The sequence below is a fragment of the Haloarcula sp. MBLA0163 genome, assembly GCF_055632435.1.
This window is the reverse complement of record NZ_CM145745.1, coordinates 1,449,564-1,471,614: the sequence shown is the minus strand read 5'-3', so window position 1 is coordinate 1,471,614 and position 22,051 is coordinate 1,449,564. Positions and strand designations below refer to the sequence as shown.

The following is a 22,051-nucleotide window of genomic DNA, read 5'->3' as shown; positions in this document are numbered from 1 at the left end:
GTTACAGTACGCCGGCCTCTCGGAGCAGGTCCACGGTGCCGCCGATGTCGGCGAGTTCGCTCAGGTCGATGTCCGGCGGGTTCAGTTCGTCGACACGCGGGAGGTCACCGACCGGTTCGACGCCGGGGATCATCGGGTAGGCGAAGGTCCGCGTGGCGAAGAACTCCTGTGCCTCCGAGGAGAGAACGTGTCTGACGAAGTTCTGTGCGAGTTCGGTGTTGTCCGTGCCGTCGATTATCTCGACGCCCGAGACGTTGACGAGCGCCCCGGCGTCGCCCTGCGTGAACGCCAGCGACAGCGGAGCGTTCTCGCGGGCCGCGCGGACCCGCAGCGAGTAGTAGTGGTTCGCGAAGCCAGCGCGGAGCTCGCCGTCGGCGACGGCGTTCGAGACGCGGAACTCGTCGGGGTACTCGGAGACGCCGTGGTCCTGCATCGCCTCCAGCCACGACTTGGTCTCCGCGTCGCCCCGGATGAGCCGCATCGCGGTGACGAACGACTGGAACGCCCCGTAGGTGGGCGCCCACCCCATCGCGCCCTCGAGCGCCGACGTCTCGGGGAACGCCTGCACCGTATCGGGGATGTCGGACGCCGACAGCTGGTTCGTGTTGTACGGCACCGCACGGGCGCGGCCGGCGATGCCGACCCAGCGGCCCTGGCTGTCCTGGAAGCCCTCCGGCACCGCCGACAGTGCCTCGTCCGGGAGCGACGCCGTCGCCCCGGCGTTTGCGACGGCGCCGAGCGACCCGGCGTCGATGGACATGAACACGTCGGCGGGACTCGCGCCCGCCTCGGTCTCCTCGATGATGGTGTTGGCGAGGTCGCTCGACGACTCCAGCCGGTGGCTGGTCGTGAAGTTCTCGTACCGCTGTTCGAACAGGCGGACGAGGTCGAGATAGAGGCCGCCCTCGCCGCCGCCGAGGTACAGGGTCAGTTCACCGTCGAGGTCGGGCAGGTCCTCGATGGACGTGCCGCCGGGCGTGGACCGCTGTTGGACTAGCGGGCCCGAGCCCCGGAAGTCCGACAGCGTGACCGCCCCGCTGCCGCCGTTCTGGTCGCCACCCAGAGAGAGGTTGGAACACCCAGCGATCGCGGTGGCGGCCGACGCGCCACCGAGCGCGAGGAACCGCCGTCGCGACGTCTTCGCCGCGTCGTCGTGAGAGTCAGTCATCGTTAGTAGTATTGTTTTAGGTTTGCCTAAATGGTTTGTGTTTCAGTCGTCGGCTGCCGCAGGCACGCGCTCTGTCTCGCCCGTCGCCAGTTCGTCGAGGCAGTCGAGCCAGTCGAGCATGAACTCCCCACAGTAGTTGAGGAACGCCCCGTTCTCCCAGTCCTCGTAGTCGCCGTCCGCGAGGCGTTGGCCCATCGCCTCGAACACCTCGGCGTAGGAGTCGGCGTCGTCGCCCACGGCGTCTATCTCCTCGTAGACGTGTTCGTTGAGTTCGAGGCCGTGGACCTCGTTGGTGAGGTCGGAGAACGTCGACCGCGGCGCCTTGTTGTGCTCACAGAGCGGGTCGCCGTTGTATATCTGCTTGCCGAGGACGTCACAGGCGCGCTTGAGGAACAGGCCCGACCAGATGTCGTCGAAGCGGCCGACGTCCCACTCGTTGTCGTCCATCGGTAGCTGGTAGAACGCCGGGACGACCTCCCGGCGGAATGCGAGGTTCATCGAGCAGACGGTGAGGTAGTTCCCCTCTGCGGCGACGAAATCGCCGTCGAAGTCCGCCGCCTCGGTCCGGGTCTGGGCCTGCCCCTGCAGGTCGCCGTCCATCAGGATGCGGACGGCGTCGAGGTCGGGGACGTTCGTCCAGAGGCCCTGCGAGGCGACCACGTCGTCGACTTCGGTGGTCGTCGTCGACACCGACTCGTCCATTGCCGCGTAGGGGTACCCGCGGGGGTAGAGGCCGTGGTCGTCCTCGTTCTGGTAGAGGACGTTCACCCAGTCCTCGTCGGAACTGACGGTCTCTATCTCGCCCTCGAAGGCGAGGTTCTCCATGTGCGTACCGAAGAAGTCGACGTCGTCGTGCGGGAGCGTGTCGTCGTCGATGAACACGCCGTACTCGAAGTCGTTGGCCCAGAGGTACAGCAGTCCGAAGGAGGTCTGAGCGTGACTGGCCGCGGGAATCAGGTGGTCGTACTCCGCGACGTCCTGGTCCTCGAACCACGCCTCGCGTGCCTCCCCGTCGAAGACGGCGCCGGAGACGCCCTCCTCAGACAGCATCTCGGCCATGGCGTCGGTGTCACAGAAGTCCTCCGTGACGAGGACCACGAACAGTCTGTCCAGGTCGAACCCGTGGGCGCGGGCGTTCTCGAAGTACTGGCGCATGCACTCGTGGTTCCGTATCGTCGGCACCACGACACAGATGTCTTCGCTCATCGTGTTCCCCATTCTTTAGGGCGGCCTAAAGAGACTGTCGTTATCGCTCGGTGTCGACTGAACCCCGCTTAGACCCGATATGCTTCCCACGTGAGTCTGTAACCGCAGTATCACGATGGCAACGCCACCCAAGGTGATTATATTCACCCGACGGCGATTAAAGGCGTCTAAGGCGAACTATTATTTGGCTGTGCTCTGGCCTCCTAGTGAGAGATGAGTGCATCAAGCAACGGGGGTCAGGACGGAGACCCATGAACCTCGACAACCAGACCTGCGTGGTCACAGGGTCGTCACGCGGCATCGGACGCGGCATCGCGAAGGACCTCGGTCGAAACGGCGCGAACGTCGTGGTCAACTACCGTTCCTCCGAGGCGGAAGCGCGGGCCGTCGTCGAGAGCATCCGTGAGGAGGGCGGCGAGGCAATCGCCGCACAGGCCGACGTCGCGAAACCCGACGAGGTGACCGCCATGCGCGAGAAGGTGGCCGACGAGTTCGGTCCGGCGGACGTCCTCGTCAACAACGCGGGCATCACCATCGACAAGAAGTTCGAGAACATGACCCGCGAGGACTGGGACACGGTCGTCGACGTCAACCTCGGGGGCGTGTTCAACTGCACCGACGCGTTCTACGACGACATCAAGGGGGCCGAACACGGCCGTCTCATCAACATCTCCAGCGTCGTCGGCCAGCAGGGGAACATCGGGCAGGCGAACTACGCGACGACGAAGTCCGGGCTGTTCGGCTTCACGCGCACGCTCGCCCTCGAACTCGCGCACACGGGGTCGACGGCAAACTGCGTCGCACCGGGGTTCGTCAAGACGGACATGCTGGAGGAGGTCCCGGAGCGAGTCCAGGAGAAGATTCTCCGCGAGATTCCGCTGGACCGCTTCGCCACCGTGGAGGACATCGCGGGCATCGTTCGGTTCGTCGCCAGCGAGGAGTCCAGTTACATGACAGGACAGGTACTCGGCGTCAACGGCGGGATGGAGTGGTAACATGAGTCAACAGGAAGAACCAGACGAGGACGAGACGGCGTCAGACCCGGTCGAGGAACTGCGCGAGAAACGGCGGCAGGCCGAACTCGGCGGGGGCGAGGCTCGCATCGAGGCCCAGCACGAGAAGGGCAAGATGACCGCCCGCGAGCGCATCGACTTCCTCGTGGACGACGGGTCGTTCAACGAGGTCGACCCGTTCGTCGAACACCGCTCGACCAACTTCGGGATGGAGGAGAAGCGCTACGCCGGCGACGCCGTGGTCACGGGCTACGGCGAGGTGGACGGCCGGAAGGTGTTCCTCTTCGCCCACGACTTCACCGTGCTCGGCGGCTCCGTCGGCGAGGTCGTCGCTGACAAGATCTGCAAGGTGATGGACAAGGCCATCGAGAACGGCGTCCCCGTCATCGGGCTGAACGACTCCGGCGGTGCACGCATCCAGGAGGGCGTCGACTCGCTGGTCGGGTTCGCGAAGATATTCGAGCGCAACACGAAGGCGAGCGGCCTCATCCCACAGATTTCGGCCATCATGGGGCCGTGTGCCGGCGGTGCGACCTACTCGCCGGCGCTGACGGACTTCACGTTCATGGTGCAGGACACCAGTCACATGTTCATCACCGGCCCGGACGTCATCGAGACGGTCACCGGCGAACAGGTGTCCAAAGAGGAGCTCGGCGGGGCCAGCTCGCACTCCACGAAGTCCGGGGTCGCCCACTTCTCGTACCCCTCCGAGGAGGAGGCACTGGAGAACATCCGCCGCCTCCTCTCCTACCTCCCGCAGAACAACATGGAGGACCCACCCCGGGTCAAGCCGTGGGACGAACCGGACCGCGAGGTGCCCGAGGTCACCGACATCGTTCCCTCGGCACCGCGCAAGCCCTACGACATGAGCAAGGTCGTCGGGCGTATCGTCGACGAGGAGTCGTTCTTCGAGGTCCACGGCAACTGGGCGCGTAACGTCATCACCGGGTTCGCCAGGATGGACGGCCGGTCGGTCGGCGTCGTCGCGAACCAGCCGCGAGTGAGCGCCGGGACGCTGGACATCGACGCCGCCGAGAAGGGCGCGCGGTTCGTCCGGTTCTGTGACTCGTTCAACATCCCCATCCTCACCTTCGTGGACGTGCCCGGGTTCATGCCCGGCACCGACCAGGAGCACAACGGCATCATCCGCCGCGGCGCGAAACTCATCTACGCCTACGCCGAGGCGACGGTGCCGCTGCTCTCGGTGGTCGTCCGGAAGGCCTACGGGGGCGCCTACATCGTCATGTCCTCGAAGTTCCTCGGGAGCGACGTCAACTACGCGTGGCCGGGGTCAGAGATGGCCGTCCTCGGGCCGCGCGGGGCCGTCAACATCCTCTACCGCAAGGAGATAGCCAACGCGGACGACCCCGACGCGAAACGACAGGAGCTGATGGACGACTTCCGCGAGGAGTTCGCCCACCCATACGGCCCGGCCAAGCGCGGCTATCTGGACGACGTCATCGAACCGAAGGACACGCGAAAGCGCCTCATCGACGATCTGGACCTGCTCCAGCGCAAGCGCGAGGACACTCCGCCCAAAGACCACGGCAACATCCCGCTCTGATGTCCTCGCGCGAACCACACGAGGCGACCGAGGGCTCCGCCGACGAGGCGCCGGCGACGGTGACCGTCACCGTCGAGGACGGCGAACTCGCCGTCTCGATACCGGACGACGCGACGACCTCGCAGGCGGCCGCCATCACCGCCGCCGTCGGCGCACACCTCACAGACCGACAGCGTGCGGCCGCCGCGGCCGCCGCGAGCGAGCAACCGACCGAGCACGTCGACGCGTGGAAACTGGCCGGTCGGCTGGAGCGGTTCGGACGACGACGTCGCCCGGCGAACGTCGAACCGGGCGACGAGTGGAAGACGGCGGCGCGGGCGCGGTACTGACTACGCGAACTGTTCTAAGACTTCGAGGTCGCGAGCGGTCTTCATGAACTCCGCGAGGCGCCGTTCTTGGCCGCAGTCCTTGCACGAGAACGTCGTATCGGGGTCGGAGAGGTCGGCGACGTTCGCTTCCCAGTTCGCCTCACACTCGGGGCACTGCAGTTGGACCCAGGCCTCCTGCATACGAGAGTCTGGACAGGGCGATGTGATATACTTTGTGCGGATTGCCACCGTCCGACAACGTACCCGGTCGATTGTTTAGGGCCTCCTAAAGATAGGAAGCTTTATCACGATTAGGTCGGCCTAAAACCATACATGGAACGTCGCGACTTCGTGAAGACTGGCGGCATCGCACTCACAGGACTCCTCGCTGGCTGTTCGCAGGGTAGCGGCGAGGAATCGACCACGGAGAGCGGGACGGCCGAATCGTCGACGGAGACGACGACCGAGAGCAGTTCCTACTCGGTGTCGATGGAGCCGATGGGCGAGGTGACGTTCGAGGCCGTCCCGGAGAAGTGGATCGCCTACGACGGCGCCTACGCCGACATGGCCGTCGCGCTCGGACGGGCCGACGGCATCACGGGCATCGGGTACGCCGACCGGTACTACACCTACGTCTACGACGAACTCGACGGCGTGGGCGTCTCACGGTCGACGCTCACCGAGAACGAGCTGCTGGGCGACACCATCCCGAAAGAGCCGTTCTACGCGCTGGAGAACGACGTCCACCTGATGGACCCGAACATGCTCATCAACTGGTTCGGCTGGTCCGAGAGCGACGTCGAGGAGATTCGCGAGAACGTCGCGCCGTTCTTCGGGAACCTCAACTTCCGCCGGGAGGACGAGTGGCACGACTACCGGTACTACACGATGTACGAGGCCTTCGAGAAACTGGCCCACCTGTTCCAGGCGACCGAGCGCTACGAACAGTTCGCGGCGTTCCACGACGAGTTCATCACGACCATCCAGACCCAGCTCCCGTCGGCCGGCGAGCGACCGAACGTCCTGCTCACGTACGCGGGTGCGAACAAACCCGAGCAGTTCTCCCCGTACCGCGTCACCGACAAGGGGACCAGCAAGAAGCAGTGGCACGACCTCGGCGTCGGCGACGCGCTCGCCGGCACGGGCATCGACGGACTCAGCACCTCGGACCGCGGCAAGATCGACTACGAGGCGATGCTGGAGATCGACCCCGACGTGCTGCTGGTCAGGGGCCACGAGCGCAAGTCCGCCGAAGAGTTCCGGGACACGGTGCTGGCCCACATGAAGGACCACGACGTGGCGAGTGAACTCACCTGCGTCCAGAACGGTCGCGTCTACCGTGGCGGGTTCATCCACCAGGGACCGATACAGAACCTCTTCCTCACCGAACGCGCCGCCCAGCAGCTGTTCCCCGAGACGTTCGGCGCGGTGACGAGCGACGAGACGCTGTTCGACCGCGGCCGCGTGTCCGATATCGTAAACGGGAACTTCTGAAACCGAGACGCACAACCAGATGACCCACGAGTCCCACGGCGACGGCGGGGCCGGCCGCGACAGCCTGCGCAGTGTCTCTGACGGCTGGCGCACGCTGCTGGACCGCCAACTCGGGCTCCTCGCGCTCGGGAGTGCCGTCGTGTTCGTCGTCGCGTCGTTCCTCCAGCTCCGGTACGGCTCGTACCCGATGACGCCGGCGGAGGTGGTCGGCGGGCTGACCGACCCCGCCATCGTCACGGACCCGCGGGTGCTGGCCGGCCTCCTGCTCGGTGGCGAGTTCCCCGACGTCGCCAACACGACGCTCATCATCTGGAAGATACGGCTCCCGCGCGTCCTCGTGGGCGTGATGGTCGGCGCGAACCTCGCCGTGGCCGGCGCCATCTTCCAGGCGGTCACCCGGAACGAACTCGCCAGCCCGTACGTGCTCGGCGTCTCGGCAGGGGCGGGGCTCGCTGTCCTCGTCGTCCTCATCCTCGTCCCGGTCCTCTCGTCGTACCTCCCCTTCGTCGCCGCGGCCGGTGGGACGGCGGCGTTCCTGCTCGTCTACGCCATCGCGTGGCAGAACGGGACGAGCCCGGTCCGGCTCATCCTCGCCGGCATCGTCGTCGCGACCATCGGCCAGTCGCTCCAGACCGGGCTGTTCTTCTTCGCGGGCAACACCGGCGTCGTCCAGACCGCGCTGTCGTGGCTGACGGGGTCGCTGACCGGGACGAGCTGGAGCGAGGTGCGACTCGCGCTCCCGTGGACGGTGCTCGCGCTGGCGCTCGCGCTGGCGGGCTCGCGGCAGCTGAACGTCCTCCTGCTCGGCGAACAGGCCGCGAGTTCGCTCGGGATGCGTGTCGAACGAGTGCGCTTCGGACTCTCGGCGTTGGCCATCGCCGCCACGGCCATCTCCGTCGCCGTGGCGGGACTGGTCGGCTTCGTCGGCCTCGTCGTCCCGCACCTCGTCCGCAACATCGTCGGCACCGACTACCGCCGGCTCGTGGTCGGGTGTGTCTTCGCCGGACCGGCGCTGGTGACCGCCGCCGACGTGGGCGCGCGCCTCGCGCTGTCGCCCATCCAGCTTCCGGTCGGTATCGTCACCGGACTGCTGGGCGGGCCGTACTTCCTCTACCTGATGCGCAAACAACGACACCTCGGTGAGCTCTGATGCAGGCACCAGACACGGACGACCCGACGACCGATGCGGACGGACAGCCGGCCGACAGCGCCGTGGTCGGGTCCGACCTCGAGATCGGCTACGCGAGCACCGACGACCCCGTCGTCACCGTCGACCGCATCGACGTGCCGCGCGGCGAGATAACGGCGCTGGTCGGCCCGAACGGCAGCGGCAAGAGCACGCTGTTGAAGACGCTCGCTCGACAGCTCGAGCCCGACGAGGGAGAGGTGCTGCTGGAGGGCGAGGACATCCAGTCCTACGACCAGAAGGCGCTGGCCCGCGAACTGGGCCATCTCTCGCAGGAGAACGACGCGCCCGAGACGGTGACGGTCGAGGACCTCGTCGCTCACGGCCGGTACCCGTACCGCGGGTTCTTCGAGTCGCTGGGAGCGTCCGACGCCGCAGCCATCGACCGTGCCATCGACCTCGCTGGCGTCGAGGCCCTCCGGGGAGAGCCGGTCGGGAACCTCTCCGGCGGCCAGAAGCAGCTGGTGTTCATCGCGATGGTGCTGGCCCAGGACACCGACGTCCTCCTGCTGGACGAACCGACGACGTTCCTCGACCTGCACCACCAGCTCCGCGTGATGGAGACGGTGACCCGACTGAACGAGGAGCGGGACGTGACCGTCGTGGTGGTCCTCCACGACATCGCGCAGGCGGCGCGGTTCGCCGACTACCTCATCGCGCTGGACGACGGGAGCGTGTACGACTGGGGGCCGCCGACCGACGTCGTGACCGAGGACCTCCTCCGTGACGTGTTCGAGGTCGAGGCGGCGGTGCGGTACACGCCCAACCCCGAGATACTTCCGAAGCGGTCTCTCTGATATGGTGGGGCGCACGCTTGCGGACATCCGGGCGCGCATCGAGGAGTTGAGCGTCGCCGTCGGCCCCTACCGCGTCCGCAGCGCCCGGACCGGAGACTCGCCGGTCCCGGTGACCGGCGCGCAGTTCCCCGACAGGGAGACTGCGGCGGAGGCCGCGAGCGTCGCGACCGCCTACCGGACCGCGCTCCGGCGGTACGACCCGCACGTCGCCGTCCACGGTCTCGTCGTCTCCCAGACCACCCCGGCCTCGACGGCCACGGCCACGGTGCCACAGTCGCTGCCGGCGTACTGTCACCGGGTCGCCGCCGCGCTGTTCGAGACGCTCTCGGACCGGTACGGGCGCGTCGAGCGGCGTGTCATGGACACGTACCTCGACGCCGCCGAGACGACCGAGGACAGGGACCGACTCTGTCTGTCCATGCTCGAGAGCACCGCGACGGCTATCGACGCGTTGCTGACGCCGGACGAGCAGGCGACCGTCCTCGCGGCCGCCGCCGGCAGGCTCCCCCGGCAGCCGGCCGACGACCGACCGCTCCGGGGGACGCTCACCACGCTCCAGTCCTGTGACCTCGTCGACTCGTTCACCGTCGACTCGACGCCGCGCCACCGCGCGGGCCAGTACCGGGTCACGCTCACGGGCTACCGGCCGTCGCTCGACGGCGGTCGCTGTCCGGTCCTGCCCGTCGCCGTGGAACTGCTCCGGCGGACCGGCGTGCCGCCGGCCTTCGTCGCCGCCGAACGGGTCGACGACGGGTGGCGGCTGGACGTGTCGACGGTCGGGACGCCCGCGAGGTCGGGCCTCGCGATCACGCCCGTCGCGTAGTCTCGTCCCGGTCGGTTGGTGGCACCGTAACCAATACACTACCCCGCTGAGTGTGGCCACACATGGGAGTCGCAGTAATCGGTGCGTCGATGACGAAGTTCGGGCAGCGTGACGCCTGGATTCAGGAACTCCTCGCGCAAGCGGGCGAAGAGTGCCTCGACGACGCCGGCGTCACACCGAAAGACGTTGAGCACCTGTACGTCTCGAACATGGCGAGCGGCGAGTTCGAGGGCCAGACGGGCGTGATGAACGCGCTGGCACACGACCTCGGCGTCCTGCCGGCGTACAGCGAACGAGTCGACCAGACGTCCTCCTCGGGCGGGGCGGGCATCTACGAGGCCTGGCAGTCCGTCGCCTCGGGCGCCAGCGAGATGACGCTCCTGGTCGGCGGGGAGAAGATGACCCACAAGACGACGGGCGAAGCGACGGACATCATCGCCTCGATCACGCATCCCGCCGAGTACAAACACGGCGTGACGCTGCCGTCCTTCGCCGGGATGACCGCGCGGCACTACCTCGAACGGTTCGACGCTCCGCGGGAGGCGCTCGCGCGGGTGGCGGTGAAGAACCACCGGAACGGCGTCGACAACCCGAACGCGCAGTTCCAGAAGGAGATCACCGTCGAACAGGCGCTCGACTCGCCCATCATCGCCGACCCGCTCCGCCTGTACGACTTCTGTCCTATCACGGACGGGAGCGCCGCCATGATGTTCACGACCGAGGAGCGGGCGAAGGAGATAACCGACGAGTACGCCGTCGTCTCGGGAATCGGCGGTGCGACCGACACCCACGTCGTCCACGAGCGCGAGGACCCCACGGTCATGGGCGGCGTCGTCGAGTCGAGTCGGGAGGCCTACGAGATGTCCGGTCTCGGGCCCGAGGACCTCGACGTGGCCGAGCTCCACGACATGTTCACCATCCTCGAGTTCCTCCAGCTCGAGGGCATCGGCGTCGCCGACCAGGGGACCGCCTGGGAGATGGCGATGGACGGCGCCACCGCGAAGGACGGCGAACTCCCCATCAACACCTCCGGCGGTCTGAAGTCGAAGGGGCACCCGCTGGGTGCCAGCGGCGTCGCACAGGGCGTCGAGATATACGAACAGCTCGTCGGCGAGGCCGGGCCGCGACAGGTCGACGCGGAGACGGCGCTCGCGTGTAACGTCGGTGGCTTTGGCAACTGTGTCATCACCACCATCATGGAGGCCGCAGAATGACGCTCGAAGCAGGCAAGTGTCCGAACGGTCACGTCTCGTACCCCACGCACCCGCGCTGTCCGGAGTGTGGCGAACCGCAAGAAGAGACGCTCGACCTCTCCGAGCAGACAGCGGAGGTCGTCACGTGGACGACGTCGACGGCGACCCCGCCGGGCGTCCGGCAACCGAACACGCTCGCCATCGTGGAGTTCGACGTCGACGGCGACGCGGTACGTGCGCTCGGTCAGGTGACGACCGATGAGGTCGAGACGGGCGACGAGGTGGAACCGGTGTACGTCGAGGAGCTGCGTGACCCGGACGTCGGCCTCAAGCGGGAGAACCCGGAGAGTCAGGACTGGGGCGGTTACCGCTGGGACCCGGTGTGAGCTAGCGGCTCGCCGCTTCGCAGCGCCGATTCGATTCTGTCGAGCCCGTCGGCCACCGTACAGTGGCCACACGGGCCCGCGTGCGGATAGACGCCGGCGAGTTCGCCGTCCTCCCAGTAGGCGAGACAGACGACCGGCAGCGTGACGACCGAATCGTCCCCGGTGAACGCGCTGTGTCGCTCGTGCCGGTCGAACGTCGGGGCGAGCGAGCAGTCGTGTGCCGCCGCCCAGGCCTCCATCGCGGCGATGTCCTCGGACTCGCTGGGGTCGCCGCCGGTCGAGAGACGGTGCCAGTACGCGACGTCGACGCCGTCGAGAAGCCCCTGCTGGCGGAGCGAGTCGGTTCGCCCGAGGACGCTCGCCTGTCGCCGCTCGGTTTCGTCAGGGACGGGTGACCGAAGGTACACGGTCACCCGACGAGTGTGGTTCATGGTATCGTACACCAAGTGAGTGTCCTACGTCGGTCGCGGAGATAGCCGTATCGGTGTACGTACCCGGCATCGTCAGTCGGCCGTCGATGCGGTGGTCTGGCCGGCGGTGGCCGGCAGTTCGTCGGTTCCCAGCGCGGCGAGACAGTCGCCGATGGACGTCGGCGTCCCGTCCTCGCTCCGGGGCGCGACCCGTGTCAGTTCGCCGTCCTCGTAGACGGCGAGACACATGGCGGGGAGCACGAGCGCCCTCCGGCGCTCGCCCGTCTCGGCGCTGTAACACAGTCGAACGTCGAAGAACGGACTGAGACAGACGCCCGCCTCGCCGGCCCAGTCCGCGAACTCGTTGTACCGGGCTCGCTCGAGGCACTCGCCGGCCCCGCGGAGGGGGATGCGCTTCTCCCAGTTCGTCGTCTCGAACTCGTCGAGGACGCCGCTGCACTGGAGGTCCTGCAGCTGTGACTCGACGGCCGCCCGCCGCCGCTGGGTCGGTGTCGGTAGTTCAGCCCTGACGAACAGTGCCGCCCGACGCGTCGTTGGACACTCTGTCTGCTGCATCGGTACTGTCACATGCGGCTGTGAAATAATAAAACATTATGTTTTTCAGATTACTATTGTGGGTCGGTGCTCACAGGTCACCGCTCTCGTCGTCGCCGTCGGCACTCCCGTCTTCGGCACCCTCGATGTCGTCCTTGATGGACTCGAGTTCGGCGTCGACGTCGACGGGGACCTCGGAGCCATCGAACTGACCTCCGGCGGAACCGTCGTCCCCCGTCTCGGCCAACTGGTCGGCGAGGTCCGACCGCAGTTCGCGCGCCTCTTCGAGGAGGCGGCGGGCGTCCTCGTCCTGGGGCCGGCCCTCGACGGCGTCCTGCAGGTCGGTGAGTGCGTCGTCCAGACGGGCGAGCGTGGCTTTGCTCAGCGTCGTGGCCCGGCGACGCACCTCGCTGGCGCCGGACCCGGTCGACGTCGGACGGCCCTCTGCCATCCGGAGCGCACGGCGCAGGAGCTTCAGCGCCTCGATGTTCGTCTTCAGGACGAGGATGGCCGCCGGGATGGTCACGTCGCTGGTGAACCGGAGCAGCTCCTTCGGCGTCGGCGGACGGGGCCGACCGCTCTCCGTGGTCGGTTCCACTTCGGTCTCCAGGTCTTGTAGCGTCCGGACGAGGTCCGTGAGGAGGGCGGTGATGTCGTCCCCGGAACTGGCGCTCATGCCCGGACCTTGCAGTGTGAGGTACAAAAGTTCGCCGCGACGATTAGGCCAACCAAAACCCTTTTTGCTTTAGGGGGGCCTAATCTCAATCAATGCCATCGCAGACGGACGACGGCGAGGTCACAGACGCCGAAGCGGACCGCCCGAACGTCACCACCCACGAGAGCGTCAAGGACAGGACAGTGTTCACCGAAGACGGCAACAAAGAAGGGTGGATAGCCACCGACCTCACCGTCGACCTCCGTCGGTAGTTCTCCAGAAGAAAATCGGTTCTCGCCACGTCTGGCGTCGTTTCGATACTGTGAGCGACCGCAAGACGAACTACGACCGTCCGTCTCAGTCCATCGCGCCCTCGACGACGAGGGTGTCGTCCTCGAGGTAGTGTTCGATGTGGTGGGCGTCCTCCTCCGTCTCGACCAGAATCTCGCGGAGGATCTGGGCCGTCGCGTGGTCCCCGAGGTTCTCGGCGAGCTCGATGTGGTCGCGGAGCGACTCGATGATGTCGCCGTACATCTGGAGGTCGTTGTGCAGCGACGTGCGGATGTCGTAGACGTCCTGCCCCTCGTACTCCACGCTCGCGTGTTCGGCTTGCTCGGCTCCACCGGCGATGGGTGCGCCGCCGAGCGCCTGCGCCCGCTCGGCTATCTCGTCGGCGGCGGCCTCGACGTTGCCCGCGGCATCGCCGAGGAAGAGGTGCAGGTCACGGAACTCCGCACCCTCGACGTTCCAGTGGTGCTTCTTCAGCTGGTGATACAGCGTGTACGCGTCCGCCAGATCCTGGTTCAGCGCGTCGATGATCTGTTCGGACTTCTCCCGGTCGAGTCGGAGTTCGTTCTCTTCGACCTCGCCGAACTGCTTCCGGACGTGTTCCTGAGTGGCCATAAGCGTCCATACTTACTCACGGGACATACTTAAAACTTCCCTCACGGAAAACAGATTTTTGGTTTACCGAAAATCTATTTCTCGTATCGCCCCCTCTAATTCGTGTTCGCGTCTCTGTGACCACCCGAAATCCGGGTCCGCGTCGCGGCCTGTCAGGACTCGACTCGCTCGACCTGCAGATAGGCGGCCGGTTCGCGCCAGTCGTACACCGAGGGCGGGAGGTTGCCCACGCCCTCGATACCGGGGTGCGGTCGGATGACGTCGTCCTCGGAGATGTCGGAGTCGCTCCGCGTGGTCCCCTCGGGCTCGCCACCGATGATGAGCGTCTTCGCTGGCGGGACGAGGTCCTCGAACAGCTCGGTGTTCTCCTCGGTACCAACGTCGTAGCCGTTGGCGTAGTAGGTCCGGGACTCGTTGACGCGGTCGGGCAACGGGACGGTGTCCAGACCGACGATACCGTCGTTCGTCGCCACGAGCATGCTGACGAACGTGAGGTGCTCGGCGCTCGAATCGGCCGACAGTTCGAGTTCGGTGTAGTACGGCAGGTCCGTCCCGCCGGGGTCCGCTTCGGGGACGAGAGGGGAGTCGCCCACGGCGGCCCCCCGGATGGCGTTCGTGTCTTCGATGAGGTCCGAGAACGGACCGAGGTCACCGTTCTCCGCGAGTTGTCTGGTCGGCCTGTTCGCCTCGTCGCCCACCGAAAAAACCTCGACGCTCGACCGGTGAGCGACGACCGCGGGGGGTGTGAACGGCTGGCCGCGTGTCAGATTCGCCACCGTGACGCGGTAGGTTCGGCTGCCGTCACGCCCGTCGTCTCGCTGTCCAAGCACCGTCGAACTGCCCAGTGCGAGCGCGCCGAGCGTCCCGCCAGCGAGCGCGAGCGCCCGGCGTCTGGTCACAGTCGGTTCCTGGGTCATGGCGCGGTCCCTCGATAGGTGGGTGGGTCTGTCGGTAGCATCGCTGTCCTCCACCGCCGCCGAGGGAGCAGACCCCGTTTGTAATTGCGTCGGTATCGTCGGCCGTCCGACGTCGCGAGACGATATCTCGCGCTTGCCGCGCGCTACGGTCGCCTTATTCGTCCTCAGACGGCCGGGCCGCGCGTTCGCACGGTCCGTCGATAACGGCGGCTTAGCCGCTGCCGGCTAGCGTGTCACGAAGATTGCGACGTGGTCCGGCGATATCTCCTCGACGGCTACCTCGTCGGTCCGGAGCGTCTGCTCCTGATGGACGGCCGTGAGGGCGGTGAAGACGTCCGCTTCGAGGTCCATGTACTCGCGGAACTCCTCCCAGACGGTCGGCGGGACGCCGAGGACGAACACCTCGGGCGTGCGGTGGAGGACGGGGTCGTCGAACCGCTTGCGCCACTCGTACACGAGGTCTTCGACGCCGGGGTTCTCGGCCATCGTCCGCTGGTGGGCTGCCAGCGCCTCGCGCAGGTCCGTCTCGGGCACGCCGTTCTCGTCGGCGACGGTCCGAATCACCGCCACGTCGAACACGGCCAGCGACTCCGTATCGGTCATCGGCGGTGCTTCGCCGCCGACGGGCAAAAACACCCCGCTGTGGCTCGACCACCCGCGCCACTCGTGTCAGTTCGAAAACCGCAGAATCTCCCGATTAAACACTCATATTCCCGTTCTCTGGGATTACCTCGGCAGTTATTTGCCCGAGTGTCCGTTACTCACGACTAGAGGAATGGGACGACTATCGACGCTGTTTGCGCCGGAACGGGTCGCCGTGATAGGTGCGACCGACTCCGAGGGGTCGGTCGGCCGCGCCATCACGTCGAACCTGCTCGAATCGTTCGACGGGGAGGTCGTCGCGGTCAACCCGTACAAAGACGAGGTGTTGGGACTCCGGTGTTACGACGAGGTGGGCGACGTCGAGGCGCCGGCGACCATCGACGTCGCCGTGGTCGTCGTACCACCGAACGTCGCCGTCGACGCCATCCGCGAGGCCGGTGCGGCCGGCATCGACAACGTCGTCGTCATCACCGCCGGGTTCGGCGAGACCGGGAGCGAGGGAGCGGCCCGTGAGCGCGACCTCCGGGCCGCGGCCGAGGAGTACGACCTCAACCTCGTCGGCCCCAACAGCCTCGGCGTCATGTCGACGCCGAAGGGACTGAACGCCACCTTCGGCAACGAGATGGCCACCGAGGGGGACATCTCCTTCATGAGCCAGTCGGGGGCGTTCGTCACCGCCGTCCTCGACTGGGCCGCCGAACGCGACGTCGGGTTCAAGGACATCGTCTCGCTGGGGAACAAGGCCATCCTCGACGAGGGCGACTTCGTCGCCGAGTGGGGCGAGGACCCGGACACCGACGTCATCCTCGGCTACCTGGAGGACATCGAAGACGGCGAGAAGTTCATCCGGACGGCCCGCGAGGTGACCCAGGACACCCCCATCGTCCTCGTGAAGTCCGGGCGCACCGACGCGGGGGCCTCGGCCGCCGCCTCCCACACCGGGGCGATGGCCGGGTCGGAACGAGCCTACGAGGCCGGCCTCGAACAGGCCGGGACCCTCCGCGTCGAGTCCGTCCAGGAGCTGTTCGACTTCGCACAGATTCTCTCTGGGCAACCGCTCCCCGACGGCGAGGAGATAGCCATCGTCACGAACGCCGGCGGCCCGGGTGTGATGACGACCGACGCCGTCGGCGACTCGGACCTCACGCTGGCGGAGTTCGAGGACGAGACGCTCGAGCGACTCGGCGAGACGATGCCCGACGAGGCCAACATCTACAACCCCGTCGACATCATCGGCGACGCGCCGGCGAAGCGCTTCGAGATAGCGCTGGAGACGGTGCTGGAGGACGACAACGTCTCGATGGCCGTCGTCGTCGCCTGCCCGACCGCCGTGCTCTCCTTCGAGGAACTGGCCGACGTCGTCGTGGAGAAACAGCAGGAAGCCGAGATGCCTATCGCGACGACGCTGATGGGCGGGAAGTCGGTCGGCCAGGGCCAGGACGTCCTGAGCGAGGCCGGCATCCCCAACTACTTCGACCCGGCGCGCGCTGTGGACAGTCTGGACGCGCTCCGGGACTACGGGGAGATACAGGCCCGCGAGTACGAGGCCCCGACGACCTTCGACGTCGACCGCGAGCGCGCCCGCGATATTCTGGAGTCGGCGGCCCGGCGGGACACGAACCGCCTCGGCGTCGAGGCGATGGAACTGCTCGACGCCTACGGCATCCCCACCCCCCGAGGCGGCGTCGTCGACTCGCCGACCGAGGCACAGGCACTCGCCGAGGAGATCGGCGACTACGTGGTGATGAAGATAGTCAGCCCGGACATCCTCCACAAGTCCGACATCGGCGGCGTGGAGGTCGGCGTCCCGCCGGAGGAGGTCCGGGACACCTACGAAGACCTCGTCGTCCGCGCGCGTAACTACCAGCAGGACGCCACGGTCCTCGGCGTGCAGGTACAGGAGATGGTCGACCTCGACTCGGGCACCGAGACCATCCTCGGGATGAATCGTGACCCGCAGTTCGGCCCGCTCCTGCTGTTCGGCCTCGGTGGTATTTTCGTGGAGGTCCTCGAAGACAACACCGTCAGAGTCGCTCCCGTGAGCGAACCCGAGGCCAGAGAGATGCTGGACGACATCGACTCCGCGCCGCTCCTGCGCGGCGCCCGCGGCCGCGACCCGGTCGACGAGGACGCCCTCGTCGAGACGATCCAGCGGCTCTCACAGCTCGTCACGGACTTCCCGGCCATCGTCGAACTGGACATCAACCCGCTCGTCGCGACCCCGGACGGGGTGCAGGCGGTCGACCTGCGGCTCACCCTCGACCAGGAGGAACTATGACCGACTCGAACACGCTACTCGTCACGTCCACGGAGGAAGGTATCGGCAAGACGGCAATCACCCTCGCGCTCGCGAAGTCGGCACAGGAGGCCGGCAACGAGGTCGGGTACATGAAGCCGAAGGGGACGCGCCTCCAGAGCGCGGTCGGCAAGACCCGCGACGAGGACCCGATGCTGGCCCGGGAGCTGCTCGGGCTGGACGCGGAGGTCCACGAGATGGAGCCAATCGTCTACTCCCCGACGTTCGTCCAGGAGGCCATCCGCGGCCGCGAGGACCCGGACGAGCTCCGGGGTCGCGTCCTCGACAACTTCCAGGCCCTCTCGGAGGGGACCGACCTGATGGTCGTCGAGGGGAGCGACCGCCTCGAGACCGGCGGTATCGTCGACCTGACCGACGCCGACATCGCCGAGGCGCTCGACGCGCGGGTCCTCCTCGTCTGTGGCTACGCCACAGTCGGTGACGCCGACGAGGTGCTCGCCGCGGCCCGGTCGCTCGGTGACCGCCTCGGCGGCGTCCTGTTCAACGGCGTCACCGACGCCGCGATGGACGAGCTCGCCGACGACGTCCTGCCGTTCCTCGAAGGCCGCGGCGTTCCCGTGTTCGGGTCGCTCCCGCGCGTCCAGGAACTCGCCGGCATCACGGTCGAGGACCTCGCCCGGAGCCTCGGTGCCGACGTCCTCACCAACGAGGCGTCGACGGACGTCCACGTCGAGCGGTTCACCGTCGGCGCGATGGGCGGCAACAGCGCCCTCGACCAGTTCCGGCGCACCCGCGACGCGGTGATGGTCACCGGCGGCGACCGCTCGGAGGTCCAGACGGCGGCCCTCGAGGCCTCGGGCATCAAGGCGCTCCTGCTGACCGGCGGGTTGCGCCCGGCGAGCGCCGTCCTCGGTCGGGCGGAGGACGAGAACGTCCCCATCCTGCTCGTCCAGTCCGACACGCGGACGACTATCGACCGCGTCGAGGACGTGCTCCGGTCGGGCCGAACGCGGGACGAGAGCACCGTCGAACGGATGCAGGCGCTGCTCGACGACGGGGTCGACGTCAGCGCGCTCCTCCAGCTGGAGGAGTAGGGTCACTTTCACCTGCGGTTACAAAGCCTGATACCCGGGCTTCTGGCCGGTCAGTTTACATATCTCCAGTCGAAACGTACCTCGGGATTTTTCAATGTCTGACGCCATAGTGAAAGTGGAGCCGAGAGGCTCCGTAGTGTCACACGCTCGGGGACCCCCTTCCCCGATTCGACCCCTTTGTGCGAGCGTCGCCGTCAGAACTCCCCTACTGCCGAGAGCGCCGCGGCCGGGAGGTGCTCGCGGACGCCCTGCACCGCCTCGGACGGCGTCGCGAGGTCGAGCGGCGGGAGCGTCCACACCGGAGCGTCGGTCATCCCCTCCAGCACCTCGGGGTTCGTCCGCTCGGCGACGGTCGCGCCCTCGTACTCGTTGAGGACCACGCCGTGGACCGGGACGCCCCGCGTCCGCAACGCGTCGACGGTCAGCCCGGTGTGGTTCAGCGTGCCGAGACCGGACCGGGCGACGACGAGCGCCGGCAGGCCGAGGTCCGCGACGAGGTCCAGCACCTCCTCGCCGTCCGCCAGCGGGACCCTGAGACCGCCGATGCCCTCGACGACGCCGACGTCGTGGGCCCCGACGGCCTCGCTGACGCCGGCGCGGATGGCATCGTACGAGAGGTCGGCGTCGGCCACGTCGGCGGCCACCTCGGGTGCGAGCGCCGGTTCGAGGCGCCGGAGGCAGGTGGCAGCCGCCTCCGTCCCGCACGCGTCCGCGACGAACGCCGCGTCGTCGTCCGGGGGATAGCCCGTCTGGCACGGTTTGACCGCGACGGCGTCGCGCCCGCGGGCACGGAGCCAGCCGGTCAGACCGGCGGTGACGACGGTCTTTCCGACGCCGGTGCCGGTCCCGACGACGAACAACCCGCCGGGGTCGGTGTCGGTCACAGCAGACCGACCTCCTCGCCGGCCGTCTCGAAGGCGTCGAGACACTGCCCGAGGTCGGCGTCCGTGTGTGTCGCCATCGGCGCGACCCGGAGGCGCGAGGTTCCCTCCGGTACCGTCGGCGGGCGGATGGCCGGGGCGACCACCCCGTAGTCGCGGAGTCGCTCGTCGAGTGCGAGTGCGTCAGCGCGGTCGCCGACCAGCACCGGGAGGATGTGCGTCTCGCCCAGCACCTCGTAGCCCATCCCCTCGAGGCCGTCCCTGAGCGTCGCGACGTTCGCCCACAGTCTGTCGGGCTGGTCGGTCTCGCGGGCGATACGGAGCGCCTCGCGGGCCGCGGCGGCCGCCGGCGGTGCCAGTCCCGTCGAGAAGACGAACGAGCGGGCGGCGTTCAGCAGGTACTCGACCAGCGCCTCGTCGCCGGCGACGTAGCCCCCCTGACTCGCCAGCGCCTTCGAGAGCGTCCCGAGCTGGACGTCGACGCGGTCGCCGAGGCCCTCGCGCTGGACGACGCCGCCGCCGTTCCCGAACAGGCCGGTGGCGTGGGCCTCGTCGACCATCAGCCACGCCCCGAACTCCTCGGCGGCGTCACAGAGCGCCGCGAGCGGCGCGACGTCGCCGTCCATCGAGAACACGGAGTCGGTGACGACCAACCACTGCTCGCCGTCGCCGGCCGTCGACGCCCGCTCGGCCATCTTCGAGCGCAGGTCGTCGGGGTCGCAGTGGTCGTACACCACGGTTTCGCCCGCGCCCACCCGACAGCCGTCGATGATGGAGGCGTGGTTCAGTTCGTCCGAGAAGACGACGTCGGGGGCGAGCGCGTCGAGAGTCCCGACGTTGGCGGCGTAGCCCGACGAGAAGACGAGCGCGCGCTCGGTCCCCTTGCAGTCCGCGAGGTCGCGTTCGAGGGCGCGGTGGAGACGGGTGTCCCCCGTGACCAGTCTGGACGCCCCGGCCCCGGTGCCGACGGTTCGGGCGCCCTGTTCGGCCGCGCGCTGGACCCGCCCGTCGTCGGCCAGTCCGAGGTAGTTGTTCGCCGCGAAGACGACCATCTCCTCGCCGAAGTCGGCCGCACCGGCCTTCGGGTCGTCGGCGAAGCGCGTGCGTCTGGCGACTCGTTCCGTCACGTCGAGATGCCGGCGCAGGTCCCGGTCATCGCGCTCGCGGAGGCGGTCGCCGAGGTCGAACCCGTGGGTCATCGTTCTGTGGGTCGGACCAGCGCCCCTTAGCGGTTGGTGTACGGCCCGTCGGTCACGCGCGCCACCGGGGCCAGTCGTCGGACTCACTTTTACTACGTAGCTATGTGTATTGTCATCATGGACCGGGACAGCGCCGAGCCGAGCGTCGACCAGTTCCCCGGCACGCGCGCCCGGGAACGGGTCGACCGCCATCACGAGGTGGCCGCGACGGCCACGCACGTCTACGACTTCGTCTGGGACGTCACCGCCGACGCCAGCGGCCCGTACTGCCGGGACGTCGACGGGAACGTCCTGCTGGACTTCACCTCACACGTCGCCGGCGCACCGCTCGGGTACAACGATCCGCACTTGCTGGACCGACTCGAGGAGTTCGACCTCGTCGACCCGCTGAAGTTCGCCGGGCAGGACTTCTACGCGAGCACCGGCGACCTGCCCGGCCCGACCGAACTGATGCACCGCCTCATCGACGTGAGCCCGGACGGACTGGAGACGGTCTTCCTCTCGAACTCCGGGGCCGAGGCGGTCGAGAACGCCATCAAGATATGCTACGACTACCGCGACGGCGCGAAGTACGGCCTCACCTTCGACGGCGCGTTCCACGGCCGGACGCTCGGCGCGCTCTCGCTCAACCGCTCGAAGGCCGTCCACCGGCGGGACTTCCCGGAGGTGGCCGGCGTCACCGCGCTCCCGTACTGCGACGACCGGACCTGCGACCCGGCGTCGTGTCGCTGTGGCTACTTCCCGGACGGCGAGGCCTCGCAGTTGCGACGCCTGCTCGACGACAGCGGGAGCGTCGCCCCCGAGGAGGTGGCCTACGTCGTCCTCGAACCGGTCCAGGGCGAGGGCGGCTATCGCATCCCGAGCGAGGCGTTCATGGACGACGTGGCGGCGGTCTGTTCGGAGTACGACGTCCCGCTGATAGCCGACGAGATACAGTCCGGCGTCGGCCGGACCGGGGAGTGGTGGGGCGCCGACCACTACGCCGTCGACCCCGACGTCCTCGCCGTCGGCAAGGGGCTACGGGTGGGTGCCACGGTGGGGCGAAGCGAGGTGTTCCCCGACGAGGAGGGGCGCCTCTCCTCGACGTGGGGCGCGGGCGACCTCCTCTCGTCGCTCGTCGGAGCACTCACACTGGAGGTCATCGAGGACCGCGGCCTGTTGGCGCACGCGACCGAACGAGGCGGACAGTTGAACCGACTGCTCTCCGAGGCGGACGTCGAGGGCGCGGTCGACGTCCGAAACCTCGGCCTGCTCGTAGCAGTCGAGTTCGCGACGCAGGCCCGCCGCGACGAGGTGGTCGAGGCGTGTCTGCAGGAGGGGTTACTGACGCTTGCCTGCGGCCACCGGACGCTCAGACTGCTGCCGCCGCTGGACGTTCGAGAACGCGAGGTCCGGCAGGCCGTCGACGCGTTCGGCCGGGCCGCGAGTGACTGACCGCC

Annotated in this window: 24 protein-coding genes; 13 read left to right on the top strand and 11 right to left on the bottom strand. The window is 67.8% G+C overall.

Annotated features, from left to right (window positions below; genetic code table 11):
- Position 1: 1 nt before the first annotated feature.
- Positions 2-1,168 (bottom strand): extracellular solute-binding protein, encoded by a 1,167-nt coding sequence (locus ACV7GQ_RS07890; RefSeq protein WP_470312964.1) that lies wholly within the window; start codon positions 1,166-1,168, stop codon positions 2-4.
- 42 nt (positions 1,169-1,210) lie between these two features.
- Positions 1,211-2,374 (bottom strand): alpha-1 4-glucan-protein synthase, encoded by a 1,164-nt coding sequence (locus tag ACV7GQ_RS07885; protein WP_470312963.1) that lies wholly within the window; start codon positions 2,372-2,374, stop codon positions 1,211-1,213.
- A gap of 251 nt (positions 2,375-2,625) precedes the next feature.
- On the opposite strand from ACV7GQ_RS07885, the gene ACV7GQ_RS07880 reads away from it, so the two are divergent.
- From ACV7GQ_RS07880 to ACV7GQ_RS07870, 3 genes are read left to right on the top strand one after another with little or no spacing between them, the layout of a single operon-like run.
- Positions 2,626-3,369, top strand: coding sequence for a beta-ketoacyl-ACP reductase (locus ACV7GQ_RS07880; RefSeq protein WP_470312962.1), 744 nt, complete (start codon positions 2,626-2,628; stop codon positions 3,367-3,369).
- Between the two features lies 1 nt (position 3,370).
- Positions 3,371-4,951, top strand: a complete 1,581-nt coding sequence (locus ACV7GQ_RS07875) for an acyl-CoA carboxylase subunit beta (protein WP_470312961.1) — start codon at positions 3,371-3,373, stop codon at positions 4,949-4,951.
- Positions 4,951-5,280, top strand: a complete 330-nt coding sequence (locus ACV7GQ_RS07870; RefSeq protein WP_470312960.1) for a DUF8022 family protein — start codon at positions 4,951-4,953, stop codon at positions 5,278-5,280. Before ACV7GQ_RS07875 ends, ACV7GQ_RS07870 begins: the two co-directional genes overlap by 1 nt.
- Here the strand turns inward: ACV7GQ_RS07870 and ACV7GQ_RS07865 are convergent, their stop codons facing one another.
- Entirely contained in the window at positions 5,281-5,460 is a 180-nt protein-coding gene (locus tag ACV7GQ_RS07865) for a DUF7836 family putative zinc-binding protein (RefSeq protein ID WP_470312959.1), read from the bottom strand.
- 132 nt (positions 5,461-5,592) lie between these two features.
- Here ACV7GQ_RS07865 and ACV7GQ_RS07860 point away from each other — a divergent pair, with 132 nt between their 5' ends.
- From ACV7GQ_RS07860 to ACV7GQ_RS07835, 6 genes are all read left to right on the top strand, one after another.
- Complete coding sequence (locus ACV7GQ_RS07860; protein WP_470312958.1) at positions 5,593-6,753, top strand: ABC transporter substrate-binding protein; 1,161 nt, start codon at positions 5,593-5,595, stop codon at positions 6,751-6,753.
- Positions 6,754-6,772: 19 nt separating this feature from the next.
- Positions 6,773-7,903, top strand: coding sequence for a FecCD family ABC transporter permease (locus tag ACV7GQ_RS07855; RefSeq protein ID WP_470312957.1), 1,131 nt, complete (start codon positions 6,773-6,775; stop codon positions 7,901-7,903).
- Entirely contained in the window at positions 7,903-8,736 is an 834-nt protein-coding gene (locus ACV7GQ_RS07850) for an ABC transporter ATP-binding protein (RefSeq protein ID WP_470312956.1), read from the top strand. Before ACV7GQ_RS07855 ends, ACV7GQ_RS07850 begins: the two co-directional genes overlap by 1 nt.
- Position 8,737: 1 nt before the next feature.
- The gene (locus tag ACV7GQ_RS07845; protein WP_470312955.1) at positions 8,738-9,559 is read left to right on the top strand and encodes a DUF7551 domain-containing protein; all 822 of its coding nucleotides are present in this window, start codon (positions 8,738-8,740) and stop codon (positions 9,557-9,559) included.
- A 62-nt stretch (positions 9,560-9,621) separates the two neighbouring features.
- Positions 9,622-10,773: a thiolase family protein gene (locus ACV7GQ_RS07840; protein ID WP_470312954.1), complete on the top strand. Its 1,152-nt coding sequence runs from the start codon at positions 9,622-9,624 to the stop codon at positions 10,771-10,773.
- On the top strand, positions 10,770-11,138 hold the full coding sequence (locus ACV7GQ_RS07835; protein WP_470312953.1) for a Zn-ribbon domain-containing OB-fold protein: 369 nt from the start codon (positions 10,770-10,772) through the stop codon (positions 11,136-11,138). Before ACV7GQ_RS07840 ends, ACV7GQ_RS07835 begins: the two co-directional genes overlap by 4 nt.
- Here ACV7GQ_RS07835 and ACV7GQ_RS07830 read toward each other — a convergent pair.
- The 3 genes from ACV7GQ_RS07830 to ACV7GQ_RS07820 all read right to left on the bottom strand — a co-directional run bounded on the left by ACV7GQ_RS07830 (position 11,117) and on the right by ACV7GQ_RS07820 (position 12,779).
- Positions 11,117-11,569 (bottom strand): HTH domain-containing protein, encoded by a 453-nt coding sequence (locus tag ACV7GQ_RS07830; RefSeq protein ID WP_470312952.1) that lies wholly within the window; start codon positions 11,567-11,569, stop codon positions 11,117-11,119. The two genes, ACV7GQ_RS07835 and ACV7GQ_RS07830, sit on opposite strands and share 22 nt — an antisense overlap.
- 72 nt (positions 11,570-11,641) lie before the next feature.
- Positions 11,642-12,124: an HTH domain-containing protein gene (locus ACV7GQ_RS07825; protein ID WP_470312951.1), complete on the bottom strand. Its 483-nt coding sequence runs from the start codon at positions 12,122-12,124 to the stop codon at positions 11,642-11,644.
- Between the two features lie 70 nt (positions 12,125-12,194).
- On the bottom strand, positions 12,195-12,779 hold the full coding sequence (locus ACV7GQ_RS07820) for a DUF7547 family protein (protein ID WP_470312950.1): 585 nt from the start codon (positions 12,777-12,779) through the stop codon (positions 12,195-12,197).
- A 92-nt stretch (positions 12,780-12,871) separates the two neighbouring features.
- On the opposite strand from ACV7GQ_RS07820, the gene ACV7GQ_RS07815 reads away from it, so the two are divergent.
- Positions 12,872-13,030 (top strand): hypothetical protein, encoded by a 159-nt coding sequence (locus ACV7GQ_RS07815; protein WP_470312949.1) that lies wholly within the window; start codon positions 12,872-12,874, stop codon positions 13,028-13,030.
- An 85-nt stretch (positions 13,031-13,115) separates the two neighbouring features.
- Here ACV7GQ_RS07815 and dpsA read toward each other — a convergent pair whose 3' ends face one another.
- The 3 genes from dpsA to ACV7GQ_RS07800 all read right to left on the bottom strand — a co-directional run bounded on the left by dpsA (position 13,116) and on the right by ACV7GQ_RS07800 (position 15,181).
- Complete coding sequence (gene dpsA / locus ACV7GQ_RS07810) at positions 13,116-13,661, bottom strand: DNA starvation/stationary phase protection protein DpsA (RefSeq protein ID WP_470312948.1); 546 nt, start codon at positions 13,659-13,661, stop codon at positions 13,116-13,118.
- Between the two features lie 152 nt (positions 13,662-13,813).
- Complete coding sequence (locus ACV7GQ_RS07805) at positions 13,814-14,578, bottom strand: spondin domain-containing protein (protein ID WP_470312947.1); 765 nt, start codon at positions 14,576-14,578, stop codon at positions 13,814-13,816.
- Positions 14,579-14,803: 225 nt separating this feature from the next.
- Positions 14,804-15,181, bottom strand: a complete 378-nt coding sequence (locus ACV7GQ_RS07800) for a DUF8048 family protein (protein ID WP_470312946.1) — start codon at positions 15,179-15,181, stop codon at positions 14,804-14,806.
- A 172-nt stretch (positions 15,182-15,353) separates the two neighbouring features.
- Here ACV7GQ_RS07800 and acs point away from each other — a divergent pair, with 172 nt between their 5' ends.
- Positions 15,354-17,459 (top strand): acetate--CoA ligase alpha subunit, encoded by a 2,106-nt coding sequence (acs, locus tag ACV7GQ_RS07795; RefSeq protein WP_470312945.1) that lies wholly within the window; start codon positions 15,354-15,356, stop codon positions 17,457-17,459.
- Positions 17,456-18,532 (top strand): phosphotransacetylase family protein, encoded by a 1,077-nt coding sequence (locus ACV7GQ_RS07790; protein ID WP_470312944.1) that lies wholly within the window; start codon positions 17,456-17,458, stop codon positions 18,530-18,532. Before acs ends, ACV7GQ_RS07790 begins: the two co-directional genes overlap by 4 nt.
- 194 nt (positions 18,533-18,726) lie before the next feature.
- Here ACV7GQ_RS07790 and bioD read toward each other — a convergent pair whose 3' ends face one another.
- Together bioD and ACV7GQ_RS07780 are read right to left on the bottom strand one after the other, a co-directional pair.
- Positions 18,727-19,416 carry a dethiobiotin synthase gene (gene bioD / locus ACV7GQ_RS07785; RefSeq protein WP_470312943.1) on the bottom strand — a complete coding sequence of 230 codons (690 nt, stop codon included), beginning with the start codon at positions 19,414-19,416 and terminating at the stop codon, positions 18,727-18,729.
- Positions 19,413-20,612 (bottom strand): aminotransferase class I/II-fold pyridoxal phosphate-dependent enzyme, encoded by a 1,200-nt coding sequence (locus tag ACV7GQ_RS07780; protein ID WP_470312942.1) that lies wholly within the window; start codon positions 20,610-20,612, stop codon positions 19,413-19,415. Before ACV7GQ_RS07780 ends, bioD begins: the two co-directional genes overlap by 4 nt.
- Before the next feature lie 117 nt (positions 20,613-20,729).
- On the opposite strand from ACV7GQ_RS07780, the gene ACV7GQ_RS07775 reads away from it, so the two are divergent.
- Positions 20,730-22,046, top strand: a complete 1,317-nt coding sequence (locus tag ACV7GQ_RS07775) for a class-III pyridoxal-phosphate-dependent aminotransferase (RefSeq protein WP_470312941.1) — start codon at positions 20,730-20,732, stop codon at positions 22,044-22,046.
- The last annotated feature ends 5 nt before the right edge of the window (positions 22,047-22,051 follow it).